The organism is Pseudomonas iranensis, from assembly GCF_014268585.2.
Lineage (GTDB): Bacteria > Pseudomonadota > Gammaproteobacteria > Pseudomonadales > Pseudomonadaceae > Aquipseudomonas > Aquipseudomonas iranensis.
Map to the genome: position 1 here is coordinate 4796807 of NZ_CP077092.1, position 14848 is coordinate 4811654.

Here is a 14848-nt window from a genome sequence, read left to right on the forward strand (position 1 = left end):
TCCGCTCATGACCGCTCCACAACGCCTCACCGATCGCAAACGCGAAGCCATCATCCAGGCGGCGATCGCCGAATTCCGTGCCCACGGGTTCGAAATCACCAGCATGGACAAGATCGCCGCCACGGCCGGCGTGTCGAAGCGGACGGTGTACAACCACTTCCCGAGCAAGGAAGAACTGTTCGCCGAGATCCTTAATCAGTTGTGGGCGCGGATCATTGCCGAGCCATCGGTGAGCTACGACCGCGAGCAACCGCTGCATGAGCAGTTGCGCCTGATGCTGCGAGAAAAAGTGCAGATGATGGCTGACGAGAATTTTCTCACCCTCGCCCGGGTGGCGATTGCCGCAACCATTCATTCTCCCGAACGTGCGCAGAACATGATCGAGCGCATGGGCGAGCGCGAGGAAGGACTGACTGTCTGGATACGCGCAGCACAAGCCGACGGACGGCTCAAGCCGGTGGATCCAGAATTTGCCGCGCATCAAGTACAAGGTTTGCTCAAGGCATTCGCGTTCTGGCCGCAGATCTCGCTGGGTCGCGCGGCCCTTGATCCAGACGCGCAGAATGCAGTTGCCGAGTCGGCGCTGGAGATGTTCCTGGCACTGTATCAGCGGTGAATCACTGGCGCGGCGAGCCGCGTACAACTAATTTCGTAAAAAGTTATACAAACTCGTGAAAAATTCCTTTCTTGTACAACTTTATTAAGTTTTGTATAAGTAGCCATCTGCCAGTAACGGAACGCTGGCATTGAGCAGTCACCACCGAATGCCGTCTGTGCATTTCGGTCTGCCGGCGCAGGAATAGGGACTGAATCCTTTTGATTTTCCCCACTTCCCGAGTACCGCAAGCATGTTCTTCAATCGCCAGAAAGCCGCCCTCGCTGAATTGCAACACACCGTTTTTGACCAAGCTGCGATGCTCGAAGCGATCAACCGTTCGATGGCGGTGATCGAGTTCGATCTTGATGGCGTGGTGTTGCGTGCCAATGACAATTTCCTCAAGACCATGGGTTACACGGCTGCCCAGGCGATCGGCCAGCCGCACCGGCATTTCTGCACACCAGAGTTCGGTCGCAGTGCCCAGTACACTGAGCTGTGGTCGCGCCTGAAAAACGGTCAGTTCCAGTCCGGCACTTTTGAACGGGTCAACAGCAAAGGCCAGCCGATCTGGCTGGAGGCCAGTTACAACCCGATCAAGGATGCGTCGGGACGGGTGATCAAAGTGGTCAAGTACGCGATGGATGTCACCGCCAAGGTGCAGCAGGAGAACGAGGCCAACGCCAAGCTGCAGGCGATCGATCGCGCGATGGCGGTGATCGAGTTCGATCTCGACGGCAACATTCTTACCGCCAACCAGAATTTTCTCACGCGCATGGGTTACAGCCTCGCAGAGCTCAAGGGCCAGCATCACCGCCTGTTCTGCACCCCGGCGCTGGTCAACAGCAGCGCCTATCAGGATTTCTGGCGGCGCCTGAATCAGGGCGAGTTCTTCCACGGGCAGTTCGAGCGCGTGGATAAACGCGGTCAGATCGTGTGGCTGGAGGCCAACTACAACCCGGTCTACGACGCTTCGGGGCGTTTGTACAAAGTCGTGAAGTTCGCGTCTGACGTTACCGCCCGTGTCGAGCAACACGAGCAGGACGCACGCAGTGCCAGCACCGCTTATCACATCTCGGTAGCGACACGAAAAGTCGCCGAGCAAGGTACGCAAGTGATTCAACAGGCTGCCAGCGAAATGCGCGAAATCGCCGAGGACATCAGCCAGTCCTCAACGCTGATCGCGCAACTGGGCGACCGCTCCGAGCAAATCACCGCCATCGTCAACACCATCCGCGCGATCGCCGATCAGACCAACCTGCTTGCCCTCAACGCCGCCATCGAAGCCGCGCGCGCCGGTGAACAGGGCCGCGGCTTTGCCGTGGTGGCCGATGAAGTACGGCAACTGGCGGCGCGCACCAGCGGCTCCACCGCCGAGATCTCCACCATGATCAGTCTGATCCAGAGCGAAACACGGCAGGCGATCAAGAGCATGCAAGGCACCCGCGACCGCGCCGCAGAAGGCGTGGAACTGGCCAATCAGGCCGGCACGGTGATTCTGCAGATTCGCGATGGCGCCAGTGAGGCGGTGGATGCGGTGAGCATGTTTGCCAATGAGCGGGTGTCGGGGTAATGGCGGTAGTCTCAGGCACCAGGTAAAACTCGGGATAGTGGGATGGCAATCACGCGATCTATAGTGACTGCCATCCTTCAGCAAGCGCAGGGAAATCCCATGGAAAATCGCGCCGTCCGCATCGCCCTGGTTGGCGATTACGACCCCCAAGTCACCGCCCACCAAGCGATTCCGGTTGCACTCGGCCTGGTCGCCGAACACCTGCAACGCACCGTGCAGTTCGAGTGGCTGGCCACTGAAGAGATCGGCACCGACACTGCGCTGACTCAATTCGATGGGTTCTGGTGTGTACCCGCCAGCCCCTATAAAAGTGAAGACGGTGCGCTACGCGCCATCCGCTTTGCCCGCGAGCAAGGGCGACCTTTCCTCGGCACCTGTGGCGGTTTTCAGCACGCGGTTCTGGAATATTCGCGCAATGTGCTGGGCTGGGCCGACGCCGAGCATGGGGAAACCTCGCCAGAATCCGAACGCGCTGTGCTCACGCCGCTGAGCTGCTCGCTGGTTGAAGCCATCGACGTCATTCACCTCCAGCCCGGCTCGTTGATCGCCAAGGCGTACGAAAAGTCTGAAATTGAAGAAGGCTACCGCTGCCGCTACGGCGTGAATCCGCAGTTCGAACAGCATTTGATGAGCGATCAGCTACAAGCGGTAGGCCGTGATTCGGAGGGGGATCTGCGCGCTATCGAATTGAAAAAACATCCGTTTTTCGTCGCCACGCTGTTCCAGCCGGAACGCGCCGCCCTAAAAGGAAAAATGCCACCGCTGGTTCGCGCACTTATCGAAGCCTGCGGATTGCGGGATTGAGCGTTATGCATTCGGCCATTGAGGTTGGCGGCGCCCCAACGCCGCCTTCGCGAGCAGGCTCGCTCCCACATTGGATCTGTGGCGTTCACGAAATCCCTGTGGGAGCGAGCCTGCTCGCGAAGAGGCCCGCAACCACACTGCAAAACCTCAACCGCGCACCAGACTCCGCACCGCCACAATCTCCGGCACTTCAACCTTGCTCATGTAAACCCGTAACGGTTCGGTGATGTTGATCCGGTCGTCAATGTGTTGATCGAGCAGCAGCTGAATCAAGTCGCGCTTGAGGGTCATGGTGGTTTCCGACGCCTTCGCCCAGACGAATTCACTGGCCGGGATGATGCCGTCGTCGGCCACGTCCATGCCGAATGAATCTTCGCTGAAGCGCACGATGTACTGGCCGGTCTTGCGGTTGAGGCCGACGAAGCCTTTGAGATCGTCGGCGGCATGGCAGATGAGTTGGGAGGTGATGCGCATGGTAAACCTCACGAAAGATGATCGATGGTTTACACGCAGGGCATCGCAGCGGCGCGCCCTCTGCCGGGGCGTCTGCCGAGGGCAAGCGTACTGCAAACAGCGCCACAAAAGTGCAGGAAATTTCCGTTTTGCTCGGTTTATGTCGGTCTGGCGATAGCCCTGCGGCGCTTCAATTGTTAAAAGGTACGTCTCGAAAAAAACCTGCGAAAGGAACTCGACCATGCCTGCCACTTTTACCCGAAGCGCTCTGGTGCTGAGTCTGTTGTTCGGCCTCGGTCAGGCGCATGCCGCCAGCCACCCCGAGCCCAAGGCAATCGCTGCCGCCCATGGCATTCCGCATCCGGCGGTCATCGCCCACCGTGGCGCGTCGTTCGATGCCCCGGAGTCCACCGCTGCGGCCTACAAACTGGCCCGTGACCTCGGCGCCGATTACCTGGAAATGGATTTGCAGCGCAGCAAGGACGGCGTGCTCTTCGCCCTGCACGACGACAACCTGCAACGCACCACCGACGTTGCCAGCAAATTCCCCGAGCGCAAGGACAGCCCGGCCACCGCGTTCACCATGGCCGAGCTGAAAACCCTCGATGCCGGCAGCTGGTTCAACAGCAAATATCCTGACCGCGCACGCCCGTCCTACGCCGGGCTGAAAATTCTCACCCTCGATGAAATCATCGACATTGCCCGCGCCAACCCGCAGCACAAGCCGGGCCTGTACATCGAAACCAAAGAGCCGCAGCTGTTTCCCGGCATCGAACATGACCTCAAGGAAAAACTGCAGGATCGCGGCTGGCTGAGCCCGGCCGGTTCGAAACTGGCGAAAAGTGCGCTCGGCGTCGGTCAGGGCAAAGGCAAGGTGATCCTGCAGACCTTCGATAAGAACAGCCTGCAATTGCTGGAAAAGGAAATGCCGCAAGTGCCGAAGATCCTGCTGTTGTGGGTCGGCGAAGGCAGCATCGAGCCGAAATCCGCCGTGACGTTTGCCGCGTCCGGCGAGAAAGACAAAAACGTGTTCTACGGCAAGCAGGAACCCAAGTCAGAAGCGGAATTCAAGCAATGGGTCGACTACGCCAAGGCCCAGGGCGCGATCGGCACCGGCCCTTCGGCGAAGCTGACTCAGGGTGGAGATCAGAGCTACTCCGACCTGGTGCAACCGTGGATGAATCAGTACACCCACGATCAGGGCATGCTGGTGCATGTTTATACGGTCGACGAGGCGGTGGACTACGAGAAAGTCATGGCGGCGGGTGTCGACGGTATCTTTACCAACCGCGCCAGTGAACTGTTGAAGTTTTATAAGCGTCCTGCTGTTGGCAGTGTTGATGAGGTTCTGAAGAAGAACGGTTTCTAAGTTGTTATCGAGTCGCCTGCTTCGCGAGCAGGCTCGCTCCCGCAAAGAGCAGTTTTATCGCGGAGCAGAGATTTAAGGGTGAATTAAGTTGCGCTGGTTAATCTGAACCCACTTACACAGATCAACCACTTCAACGCACTGCCAAGGAATGAACCGATGAAAACTTTGACTGCCCTGTTTACCGCCGCTGCCCTGACCCTCACCGCTGGCCTGGCTCAGGCTGATGTTCGCATCGACCAGATCCCGCAACTGGTCAAGGACGGCAAGATCAAGTCGCTGGAATCGATGAACGCCGAAGCACTGAAACTGCACCCGGGCGCAACGATTACCGACACCGATCTGGATAACCACTTCAATGGTTACGAGTATGAAGTTGAACTTAAAACTGCTGACGGCAAAGAGTTCGACGTGGACTTTGATGCCACCACCGGTAAAGTGCTGAGCGACAAGCAAGACACTTGATAGACCGCTGTTAAAGAGCCGCACGATTTAACGATCGTGCGGCTTTTTTGTGGCTGCCGTTTGGCGTGAGGTTTGGGGTGACTGGGAAATCGATTCCCCCTCACCCCAGCCCTCTCCCCCAAGGGGGGCGAGGGGGAAAGGGAGCAGATCGGGGGCTTTTCAAGACCAGAGTTCACCTCGACATTTCCGGTCGACGTATCTCTAACAATCAACACGGTCAGTCCCCTCTCCCGTGGGAGAGGGCTAGGGTGAGGGCCAAGCCATCACACCGAAAACACTGACATACCACGACCCAAACCAATCAAGCACTCAACCGCGCCGTCACCTCATTCAACTGTCCCGACAATCCATGCAGGTTCTGACTGGCACTCTCGGTGCGCTGCACGTTGTCCAGGTTGGTGCTGGCAATCGCGGTGATTTCAGTCAGGTTGCGCGAGATATCCTCGGCCACTGAAGTCTGCTCCTCAGCGGCCGTGGCGATCTGCCGGTTCATGTCGCGAATCGCTTCCACCGCCAACGTGATGCGCTCCAGCATCGCGCCGGCCTGGGTCACCTGTTCGACGCTTTCATCACTGCGTGCCTGGCCGCTCTCGATAGCCTGCGCGGCATCGACAGCGCCGGTCTGCACGTTCTGAATGATCTGGTTGATCTCGATGATCGACTCCGCCGTGCGCTGGGCGAGGTTGCGCACTTCATCGGCGACGACGGCAAAACCACGCCCGGCCTCGCCCGCCCGCGCCGCTTCGATGGCTGCATTGAGCGCCAGCAGGTTGGTCTGTTCGGCGATGCCACGAATCACTTCCAGCACCTTGCCGATACGACCGCTGTCGGTTTCCAGGCGACGAATCACCGTGGCGGTGTTGGCGATTTCGCCGCGCATCTGCGTGATCGAGTGAATGGTGGTTTGCATGACCTTTTCACCCTGCTGCGCCGACTGATCGGCATCGTCGGCAGCACGCGCGGCATCGGCGGCGTGACGGGCGACTTCCTGGGCCGTGGCGGACATTTCATTCATCGCCGTGGCCACTTGATCAGTGCGGTTGAATTGCTCGCTGGTGCCGCCGGCCATGGTCGTGGCAATGGCGTTCAACTCGCCGCTGGCGCTGTCCAGATCACCGGCGCTGCGTTGCAAGCGAGTGAAGGTGTCCGCCAGAAAATCGCGCAGAGTGTTCGCTGCGGCGGCGAGGTTGCCCAGTTCATCGCGACGCTCGCTGACTACGCGTTCGGCCAACTGGCCACGGCTCAAGCGGGTGACGTAATCGATGAGGTTGCGGATCGGCTCGATCAGGTTGCGGCTGACCAGCCACAGGCTCAGCAGACCGATCAACAAGCCTGACGCGAGCATCACCAACAGCCCCAGCCACACGGTGCGCTCAGCGCTGGCGCTGATCAACGCCGATTGCGCGGTGCCCTGCTCGCGCAGCTCGGCGACCAGTGCGCTCATCTGCTCGCTGGTAGCGCGATCGACGCCTTTGACCGCCGCGTCGCCGGCACTCGGATCACCACCGGCAGCGACGTAGGCATCGCGGCCTTTCTGGTAGGCCACGCCCAACTGGCGATGCTCTTCGCGCAAGCGTTCGATGCGGGATTTGAGATTGGCCTCGATGCCTTTCTGGCCGGCCAGTTCACCGAGAATGTTCTGCACGTCGCGCTGGCGCTCTTCGAACTGGCTCCAGTATTTCGCCAGATCCGCCGGTTGCTTGCCGCGCAGCAGAACGTTTTTCCATTCCTGCACCTGCACTTTGAATTGCAGGTTGGCTTCATCGATCAGTTGCGAAGTGTGCAACGGGCCGGCGATCAACTGGCTATAGCTTTGCACGCCGTTGGAGAGGAAATGAAAGCAGGCCAGCGCGATCAACAATATCGCCAGCAGACTGCCGCTCAGCAGGGCGAGAATTTGCGTTCTCAGGGATTTTTGCAGCATTGCAAGGTACTCGAAGCAGGGATGAGGCACGCCCGAGCGGACGTGAAAAATGGCCGGACTTCCCTGTCGACACACCATGACCGAAAGCCAATGGCGCGCAACCTAACTCACCTGAGATCGGCGCGCCAGAGGGCTTCTTGAGAATCTTCCGACAGTCGGTAACGCGTTGATTTGCAGTCACTTTACTGTCACAAAACGGTCATGTTGGCTTGCGATGATGCCGCTCAGGTGAACCTGAAAATCCCCCACCAGACACCCTCCTCGCAGTGAGCCGCCATGAACCACAGCCTCGATATCAGCCATCGTGCCCCGGACCTGTTTGGCTTGCTCTACGGCTTTCGCTTTCTACCCGGTGAGCGCGGGCGCGAGATCGATTCGGCGACGGCTTTGCGCTGCTTGCAGGACGACGGCGACAGCGAAGAATTTCTCTGGCTGCACCTGAACCTGGCCCACGCCGCGTGCGAGCGCTGGATGAAAAGTCATCTGCAATTACCCGAGGAGTTTTTCGAAGCGCTGCACGAAGGTTCGCGATCGACGCGCATCGAGCATGTCGATTCGGCGCTGCTGGCGGTGGTCAACGATGTGGTGTTCAACCTCAGCAGCATGGTCTCCTCCGACGTGTCGACGCTGTGGGTCTGCGTGCGCAGCAAACTGATCGTCAGCGCGCGCCTGCAACCGCTGCATTCGGTAGATAAATTGCGTTCGTCTGTGAAGGCCGGCGAGTGCTTTCGCTCGCCCTCGGAACTGCTCGTGCATTTGCTGCGCGATCAGGGCGAAGTGCTGACGCAGATCGTGCGCAAGACAAGCTTGAGTGTCGATCAGGTCGAAGACGAACTGCTCTCCTCGCGCCTGTCGACCAACCGCGCCGAACTTGGTGCCAACCGTCGCGTGCTGGTGCGTCTGCAACGGCTGTTGGCGCTGGAGCCGGGTTCGTTGCTGCGCCTGCTCAATCGTCCGCCGCCGTGGTTGCAGAAGGAGGACGTCAAGGAGTTGCGCAAATCCACCGAGGAGTTTGCGCTGATCATCAACGACCTCACCGCCCTCGGCGAACGGATCAAACTGTTGCAGGAAGAAATCGCCGCCAACCTCAACGAACAGAGCAACCGCACGCTGTTCACCCTGACGGTGGTGACGGTCCTGGCCTTGCCGATCAACATCATTGCCGGTTTTTTTGGGATGAATGTCGGCGGTGTGCCGCTGTCCCAGGACCCGCACGGGTTTTGGGTGCTGGTCGCGTTGGTGGCCACGTTCACCGTGATTGCCGGGCGCTGGGCGTTTCGCAAGCGTGGGGATTACTGAGCGCAAATCCCACACACAACACAGTCCTCCCACAGGGGCAATGTGCTCAATGTCAGAGCGTTGAACGTACGACCTCGCCGAGCCAATCCATAAACACCCGCACCCGCAGCGGCAAATGCCGTTGCCGCGCATACAACAGCGAAATCGCCATCGGCGGTGCGGTGTGTTGCGGCAGTACGGTCACCAGTTCGCCATTTTCCAGATGCGGTTGCATGCCGGTGCGCGGTACCTGCGTCAGGCCGAAGCCGCCCAGGCACGCCGCTTCATAGGCGTCGGTGCTGTTGACCGTGACACTGCCGGCCATCGCCACCCGTCGCACTTCGCCACCCTCCTCATACACAAACCCTTCCGAACGCGAGCCCAGTACGCCGACGTAATGCACCAGCCGATGCTGCGCCAGATCCTCGATGGTCTGCGGCACGCCGTAACGTTGCAGGTAAGCCGGACTGGCGCAATTGACCATCGGGAAGTCGCCAAGATGCCGGGCGACCACCGACTGATCCGGCTGCGCGCCGATGCGCAATACGCAGTCGAAACCTTCGCCGAGCAGATCGACCCGGCGATCAGTGCTGCTGATTTCCATCTGCAGATTCGGGTGGCGATCCATGAATTCCGGCAGGCGCGGCATGATCAAGCGCCGCGCGAGGATGTTCGGCATGTCGACGCGGATGCGCCCGGTCAGCGAAGCCTCGTCCTGACGGAACAGCCCTTCGATCTCGTCCATGTGCGAGAGCAGATCTTTGCTGCGCTCGTACAGCACCAGTCCATCCTGAGTGGCCTGCACCTTGCGCGTGGTGCGCTGCAACAGCCGCGTGCCGAGCAAGGCTTCGAGTGCCTGCACCTGTTCGGACACTGTGGAGCGCGGCAGGCCGAGGCTTTCCCCGGCGAGAGTGAAACTCGACAGTTCGCTGACCCGGACGAAGGTGCGCAGCAGTTCCAGTTTGTTCATGACAAGCCCCGGTGATTGTTCGGCTGAGCCGATCAGTGATTCCGCTTTTGCCGTGTTTATCACCTCAGGGCGGATAAATAAACTTCTTCCATCCCCACTCAACGCAATCGAGGAAGTCAGCATGAATCGCAAAATCGCCCTGATCACTGGCGCCAGTCGTGGCCTCGGCCGCAGCGCCGCCCTGCACCTCGCCGCGCAAGGCATCGACATCATCGGCACCTACAACAGCCGCGCCGACGAGGCCCAGGCGCTGGTCACTGAATTGCAGGCACTCGGCGCAAACGCGGCGATGCTGCAACTGGACGTCGGCCGCAGCGAAAACTTCGCCGCGTTTGCCGCGCAGGTTGAACAGGTATTGGGGCAAACCTTTGAGCGTCAGCGCTTTGATTTCCTGATCAACAACGCCGGGGTCGGCGTGCATGCGCTGTTCAGCGAAACCACCCCCGAGCAATTCGATCTGCTGATGAACGTGCAGTTGAAAGGGCCGTTCTTCCTGACTCAGCAACTGCTGCCGCTGATCAATGACGGTGGGCGCATCGTCAATATCTCCAGCGGCCTGACCCGCTTCAGCCTGCCCGGTTATGGCGCTTATGCGGCAATGAAAGGTGCGATGGAAGTGCTGACGCGTTATCAGGCGAAAGAGCTTGGCGCGCGGCAGATTGGCGTGAACGTTCTGGCGCCCGGTGCGATTGAAACCGATTTTGGCGGTGGCACGGTGCGCGACAACAGCGCGGTCAACGCGATGGTTGCCAGCAACACCGCGCTGGGTCGGGTCGGGCTTCCGGACGATATTGGCGGTGCACTGGCGCTGCTGCTGTCGGAGGGTGGACAGTGGATCAATGGTCAGCGGGTCGAGGCGTCCGGCGGCATGTTTCTCTGAACTCAACCAACAGACTGTTTGTGGCGAGGGGATTTATCCCCGCTGGGCTGCGGAGCGGCCCCAAAATCGGGTCTGCTACGCAGCCCAACGGGGATAAATCCCCTCGCCACAGGGCTACCTCAGCTTTCACATGGGCGGCGGGCCATGAAGCGCTCGCGCAGGACGTCATAACCCCAGTGGTAGACGTAGGTGTACGGCAGGAAAAACAGCAACACGCCAATGTCGAGCAACAACGCCTGCCACAGGCTGACCGACAGCCACCAGGCAATCAGCGGCACGCCCATCACGATCAGTCCACCTTCGAACAGTAACGCATGCACCACCCGCACCCAGGCGTTGTGCGGCAGATTCATCCGCGCCAGAGCACGGTCGAAAAATCGGTTGAACACCACATTCCACGCCAGCGCCAACAGCGCGATCAACACGGTCACCGCACCCATGTCGAGCAGCGGCTTTTGCATGATCCAGGCGAGCAGCGGCGTGCAGATCAGGATCGCGAGAAACTCGAAACCAACCGCCTGGAAAACACGTTCGGTAATGGACTTGTGGGCAGTCATGGCCTGACTCCTTGTTTGACGATGGTTGCCATGATCCAACTGAATACCGATACTTCATAACCAATAACCATCGATCAAGGCGATAGTTCATGGCTTCGCAGGAAGTGCTGTTGGCGTTTGTGCAGGCAGCGACGCAAGGCTCATTTTCCGCAGCGGCGCGCAAATTGGGGCGCAGTCAGTCGACCATTAGCGCGGCAGTGGCAAGCCTGGAGATCGATCTGGATCTGCAGCTGTTCGACCGCAGCAGCCGCAAACCGACACTCACTCCCGCCGGCCACGTCATGCTGCAGAAAGCCGAGGCGATTCTGGCCGCCACCAGTCGCTTGGAGATGAGCGCGCGGCAATTGGCCCAAGGTGTGGAACCGAAACTGACCGTGGCGATTTCCGACACTTATCAGTCCTATCGTTTCGAGGCGGCGCTGGTGGATTTCGAGCAGCGTTATCCGGAGCTTGAGCTGGAATGCCTGATTGCCGAATGCGAAGACCTGATCGAACTGGTCCAGCGCGGCCGAGCGCATCTGGCCTTCGCGGAAATGCAGGACAACTACCCGCCGGATCTGGTGACCTCCACTGTGGCCGAGCGCACGGAGATTGCCTTGTTCGTCAGCCGCGAGCATGCGTTGGCGAAGCTTGAGCATGTCGATCAGCAGATTCTCGAGCAACATCGCGAATTGCGGCTGGCGACCATCGTCAATCCGTATGACAGCCGTGGCAAAGGCCGGGTGTGGTCGGCGCCGAGTTATCTGATGCTGCTGGAAATGGCGGAAAAAGGCTTTGGCTGGGCACCGTTGCCGAGGTGGCTGGTGCAGCGTTATGCCAATGATTTGCTGATAGAGCTGAATGTGCGCGGCTGGCCGAAACCGGTGTTTGTCGACGCCTTGTGGTCGCGCTTGTATCCGCCGGGGCCGGCAGGGAGCTGGTTGCTCAGCAAGATGCTTGAATAAGCGCTTGAGATCAAAAGCCCCTCACCCCAGCCCTCTCCCGGAGGGAGAGGGGGCCGACCGAAGTGTCTGGCGTTATGCATCGACCTGAAAAACCTTATCGATTATGGATTCAAGACAATTCGTTCAAGTCGGTGAATCCCTCCAATATCCCCAAATCAGTCCCCTCTCCCTTTGGGAGAGGGGGCCGACCGAAGTGTCTGGCGTTATGCATCGACCTGAAAAACCTTATCGATTATGGATTCAAGACAATTCGTTCAAGTCGGTGAATCCCTCCAATATCCCCCAATCAGTCCCCTCTCCCTTTGGGAGAGGGTTAGGGTGAGGGCAATCCACAGGCTGCCCACACTAGCCAGAGCGCCAAGGTCAGAGCATTTCGAGCGCCATGATACGTGCTCGAATAAACCGCCGCTCCGGCTCCTGCCGCGTCAGCTCCAGCGCCCGCTGATACGCTGCCCGCGCCTGCTCCACCCGGCCCAACTGCCGGCAAAACTCCGCCCGCGCCGAATGCGCCAAGTGGTAATCCTGCAACTCCCCACGCGCCAAAATCCCTTCTACCAACAACAACCCGGCCAACGCTCCATCCCGTTTGGCCACCGCCACCGCCCGATTCAGCTCGACCACCGGCGACGGCACCGCGCGCAGCAGCACGTCATACAGACCGACAATCTGCTGCCAGTCGGTTTCTGCCGCCGACGGCGCTTCCGCATGCACCGCTGCAATCGCCGCTTGCAGGCAATATGGCCCGAAGCGTCGTGTACTCAGGGCGCGCTCGACCAGCGCGCAGCCTTCGGCCATCAACCCGGCGTCCCACAACGAGCGATCCTGATCGTCGAGCAACACCAGTTCACCACTCGGCGAGGTACGTGCCGGCCGACGTGATTCATGCAGCAGCATCAGCGCCAGCAGGCCCATGACTTCCGGCTCCGGCAGCAACTCCATCAACAAGCGCCCGAGGCGAATCGCTTCGCGCGTCAGATCCTCGCGGGTCAGCTCAGCGCCGACCGAGGCCGAATAGCCTTCGTTGAACACCAGATAAATCACCCGCAACACGCTGTCCAGTCGCTCGGGCAATTCGTTCAGCGTGGGTACTTGATAGGGGATTTTCGCGTCGCGGATCTTGGCCTTGGCGCGGACGATGCGCTGGGCAATCGCCGCCGGCGCCGAGAGAAAAGCGCGGGCGATTTCCTCGGTGGTGAGGTCGCAGACTTCGCGCAAGGTCAGCGGCACTTGCGCATCTGCCGCCAGCGCCGGGTGGCAGCAGGTGAAGATCAGCCGCAAGCGATCGTCTTCCACGTCTTCGCCACTCCAGTCAGCCTGTTCCAGCTCATCGAGTTGTGCCAGCAGCAACGGTTGCGACGCCTTGAACCGCGCGCGCCGGCGCAGCACATCGATGGCTTTGAAACGCCCGGTGGAGACCAGCCAGGTCCGCGGGTTGTCCGGCACGCCGTCGCGTTGCCAGCGCTCGACCGCGACGAAGAACGCCTCGTGCAAGGCTTCTTCGGCGAGGTCGAAATCACCGAGCAGGCGGATCAGCGTCGCCAGAATCCGCCGCGAATCCTCGCGGTAGACCTGCTCGACCCGCGCCCGGACGTCAGACATTCAACTGCCGCACCGGACGTACCTCAACGCTGCCAACCCGCGCTGCCGGAATGTTGCCGGCCACCTGAATCGCTTCGTTGAGATCCTTGGCATCGATCAGGTAAAAACCGGCCAGTTGCTCCTTGGTTTCAGCGAAAGGCCCGTCGGTGATCGACACCTTGCCGTTGCGCATGCGTACCGTGGTGGCGGTTTCTACCGATTCCAGCGCTTCGGCGGCGATCATCCGCCCGCTGCCCTGAATCGACTCGGCGTAGGCCCAGCATTCGGCGTCTTCCGGGCTGTCCGGCGAGGTGTGCAGCAGGCGTTCATCGCTGTAGACCAAGCATAGGTATTTCATGGCGATCTCCTGATTCGAACGGATCAACTATGGCTGAAGATCAGGGGGTTACATCGAACAGCGTCGCGCCGCTCATCGGATCGAACGGTGCCGACCAGTGCTCGTGGGCAATCTTCCAAGCCCCGCCGACCTGCCGATAACAGGCGGTCACACGCATCCAGCAACTCTGGGTTTCGCCCTTGTCGTTGGTGCCGCCGCAATTGGCCACCCAGTGGGCGAAAGCGATGTTGTCGGCGCGTTCGATGGCGATTTCGTGGAACTCGAAGATGTGCGGGCCGGGGCACATTTCCATGCACTCGACCCAGTGCGCGCGGTACGCCGCTTTGCCTTTGAATTGCAGGGCCTTGATCGCATCGAACGAGACGATGTCGTCGGCGTACAGGGCCATGACTTTTTCGACGTCCTTGGCCATTACTGCTTCGCGATAGGTGTTGATCAGGCTCTGGATTTCGCTTTGTGCGCTCATGGTGTTCTCCGTGGTTTTTGTTGTGAAGACACCCTTAGTCGTTTGCCCTTTGTGCAGATCGACAGGGCAAACAAAAAAATTTCGCCGACAACAATGTCGCTAGAATCCGAGCTTCAATCCTTGTAGGAAAAAGGAAATTCCCGTGTCAGCCCAACTCGTGCCTTACGACAGCCTCAGCCCTTTGCAGCGTGAGCAAGTCGAGTCGATTGAAATTCACCCCGAGCAGATCAAATTCTCCGGCGACATCCACGGTGCCTTGCACACCCTGCTGTCGAAACCCGGCCCCGGCGTGAAAGGTTTTGCCCTGCTGGCGGACGACGTACCGGTGGCGTTTCTGCTGCTCAAGCGCCCGCCGGTATTGCCCGACTGGGCCGACGAACACAGCGCCACGTTGCATGCGCTGCAGGTCGATCGGCGCGCGCAAGGCAAGGGCTACGGCAAGGCTTGCCTGCAAGCGCTGCCCGTCGTCGCCCGCCAGGCCTGGCCGGAGATCAAGGGGCTGGAATTGTCGGTGGACGCTGATAACGAGGCGGCGATCGCGCTGTACGCCAGGCATGGCTACGTCGACAGCGGTGAAGCGTACAAGGGCCGGATTGGGTACGAGCGGCGGATGGGGCTGTTTTTTTAAATCGTAGAG

General features: G+C 59.9%; 16 protein-coding genes. 9 read left to right on the forward strand and 7 right to left on the reverse strand.

The genetic code is table 11. The features are described from left to right. Positions 1-7: 7 nt before the first annotated feature. The 3 genes from HU724_RS21550 (at position 8) to HU724_RS21560 (ending at position 2972) form a co-directional block, all read left to right on the forward strand. Positions 8-616: a TetR/AcrR family transcriptional regulator gene (locus tag HU724_RS21550; protein ID WP_016773570.1), complete on the forward strand. Its 609-nt coding sequence runs from the start codon at positions 8-10 to the stop codon at positions 614-616. A 232-nt stretch (positions 617-848) separates the two neighbouring features. Continuing rightward, entirely contained in the window at positions 849-2168 is a 1320-nt protein-coding gene (locus HU724_RS21555; protein WP_186567693.1) for a methyl-accepting chemotaxis protein, read from the forward strand. 99 nt (positions 2169-2267) lie between these two features. After that, positions 2268-2972, forward strand: coding sequence for a CTP synthase C-terminal region-related (seleno)protein (locus HU724_RS21560; RefSeq protein WP_186567692.1), 705 nt, complete (start codon positions 2268-2270; stop codon positions 2970-2972). Between the two features lie 147 nt (positions 2973-3119). On the opposite strand, the gene HU724_RS21565 is transcribed toward HU724_RS21560, so the two are convergent. After that, entirely contained in the window at positions 3120-3446 is a 327-nt protein-coding gene (locus HU724_RS21565; RefSeq protein ID WP_133339664.1) for a DUF2025 family protein, read from the reverse strand. Between the two features lie 220 nt (positions 3447-3666). Between HU724_RS21565 and HU724_RS21570 the strand changes: the two genes are divergently transcribed. Both HU724_RS21570 and HU724_RS21575 read left to right on the forward strand, forming a co-directional pair. Continuing rightward, positions 3667-4794 carry a glycerophosphodiester phosphodiesterase gene (locus HU724_RS21570; protein WP_076563895.1) on the forward strand — a complete coding sequence of 376 codons (1128 nt, stop codon included), beginning with the start codon at positions 3667-3669 and terminating at the stop codon, positions 4792-4794. Positions 4795-4950: 156 nt separating this feature from the next. Beyond that, positions 4951-5256, forward strand: coding sequence for a PepSY domain-containing protein (locus tag HU724_RS21575; RefSeq protein ID WP_016773566.1), 306 nt, complete (start codon positions 4951-4953; stop codon positions 5254-5256). Between the two features lie 301 nt (positions 5257-5557). Here the strand turns inward: HU724_RS21575 and HU724_RS21580 are convergent, their stop codons facing one another. Further along, positions 5558-7180, reverse strand: coding sequence for a methyl-accepting chemotaxis protein (locus HU724_RS21580; RefSeq protein WP_186567691.1), 1623 nt, complete (start codon positions 7178-7180; stop codon positions 5558-5560). Positions 7181-7456: 276 nt separating this feature from the next. On the opposite strand from HU724_RS21580, the gene HU724_RS21585 reads away from it, so the two are divergent. After that, entirely contained in the window at positions 7457-8479 is a 1023-nt protein-coding gene (locus HU724_RS21585; protein ID WP_016773564.1) for a transporter, read from the forward strand. 52 nt (positions 8480-8531) lie between these two features. Here HU724_RS21585 and HU724_RS21590 read toward each other — a convergent pair whose 3' ends face one another. Next, positions 8532-9428, reverse strand: a complete 897-nt coding sequence (locus HU724_RS21590; RefSeq protein WP_186567690.1) for a LysR family transcriptional regulator — start codon at positions 9426-9428, stop codon at positions 8532-8534. A 121-nt stretch (positions 9429-9549) separates the two neighbouring features. On the opposite strand from HU724_RS21590, the gene HU724_RS21595 reads away from it, so the two are divergent. Continuing rightward, positions 9550-10308, forward strand: a complete 759-nt coding sequence (locus tag HU724_RS21595; RefSeq protein ID WP_186567689.1) for an SDR family NAD(P)-dependent oxidoreductase — start codon at positions 9550-9552, stop codon at positions 10306-10308. Positions 10309-10427: 119 nt separating this feature from the next. Here HU724_RS21595 and HU724_RS21600 read toward each other — a convergent pair whose 3' ends face one another. After that, positions 10428-10865: a multidrug/biocide efflux PACE transporter gene (locus HU724_RS21600; RefSeq protein ID WP_186567688.1), complete on the reverse strand. Its 438-nt coding sequence runs from the start codon at positions 10863-10865 to the stop codon at positions 10428-10430. Between the two features lie 89 nt (positions 10866-10954). On the opposite strand from HU724_RS21600, the gene HU724_RS21605 reads away from it, so the two are divergent. Next, positions 10955-11809 carry a LysR family transcriptional regulator gene (locus tag HU724_RS21605; protein WP_016773560.1) on the forward strand — a complete coding sequence of 285 codons (855 nt, stop codon included), beginning with the start codon at positions 10955-10957 and terminating at the stop codon, positions 11807-11809. A gap of 363 nt (positions 11810-12172) precedes the next feature. Here the strand turns inward: HU724_RS21605 and HU724_RS21610 are convergent, their stop codons facing one another. From HU724_RS21610 to HU724_RS21620, 3 genes are read right to left on the reverse strand one after another with little or no spacing between them, the layout of a single operon-like run. Next, complete coding sequence (locus HU724_RS21610; protein WP_186567687.1) at positions 12173-13408, reverse strand: RNA polymerase sigma factor; 1236 nt, start codon at positions 13406-13408, stop codon at positions 12173-12175. After that, positions 13401-13745 carry a YciI family protein gene (locus HU724_RS21615; RefSeq protein WP_039758054.1) on the reverse strand — a complete coding sequence of 115 codons (345 nt, stop codon included), beginning with the start codon at positions 13743-13745 and terminating at the stop codon, positions 13401-13403. Before HU724_RS21615 ends, HU724_RS21610 begins: the two co-directional genes overlap by 8 nt. Before the next feature lie 40 nt (positions 13746-13785). Continuing rightward, a complete protein-coding gene (locus tag HU724_RS21620; RefSeq protein WP_186567686.1) occupies positions 13786-14211 on the reverse strand; it encodes a YybH family protein in 426 nt (141 codons plus the stop codon). 142 nt (positions 14212-14353) lie between these two features. Here HU724_RS21620 and HU724_RS21625 point away from each other — a divergent pair, with 142 nt between their 5' ends. Then, on the forward strand, positions 14354-14839 hold the full coding sequence (locus tag HU724_RS21625; RefSeq protein ID WP_186567685.1) for a GNAT family N-acetyltransferase: 486 nt from the start codon (positions 14354-14356) through the stop codon (positions 14837-14839). Positions 14840-14848 lie beyond the last annotated feature (9 nt).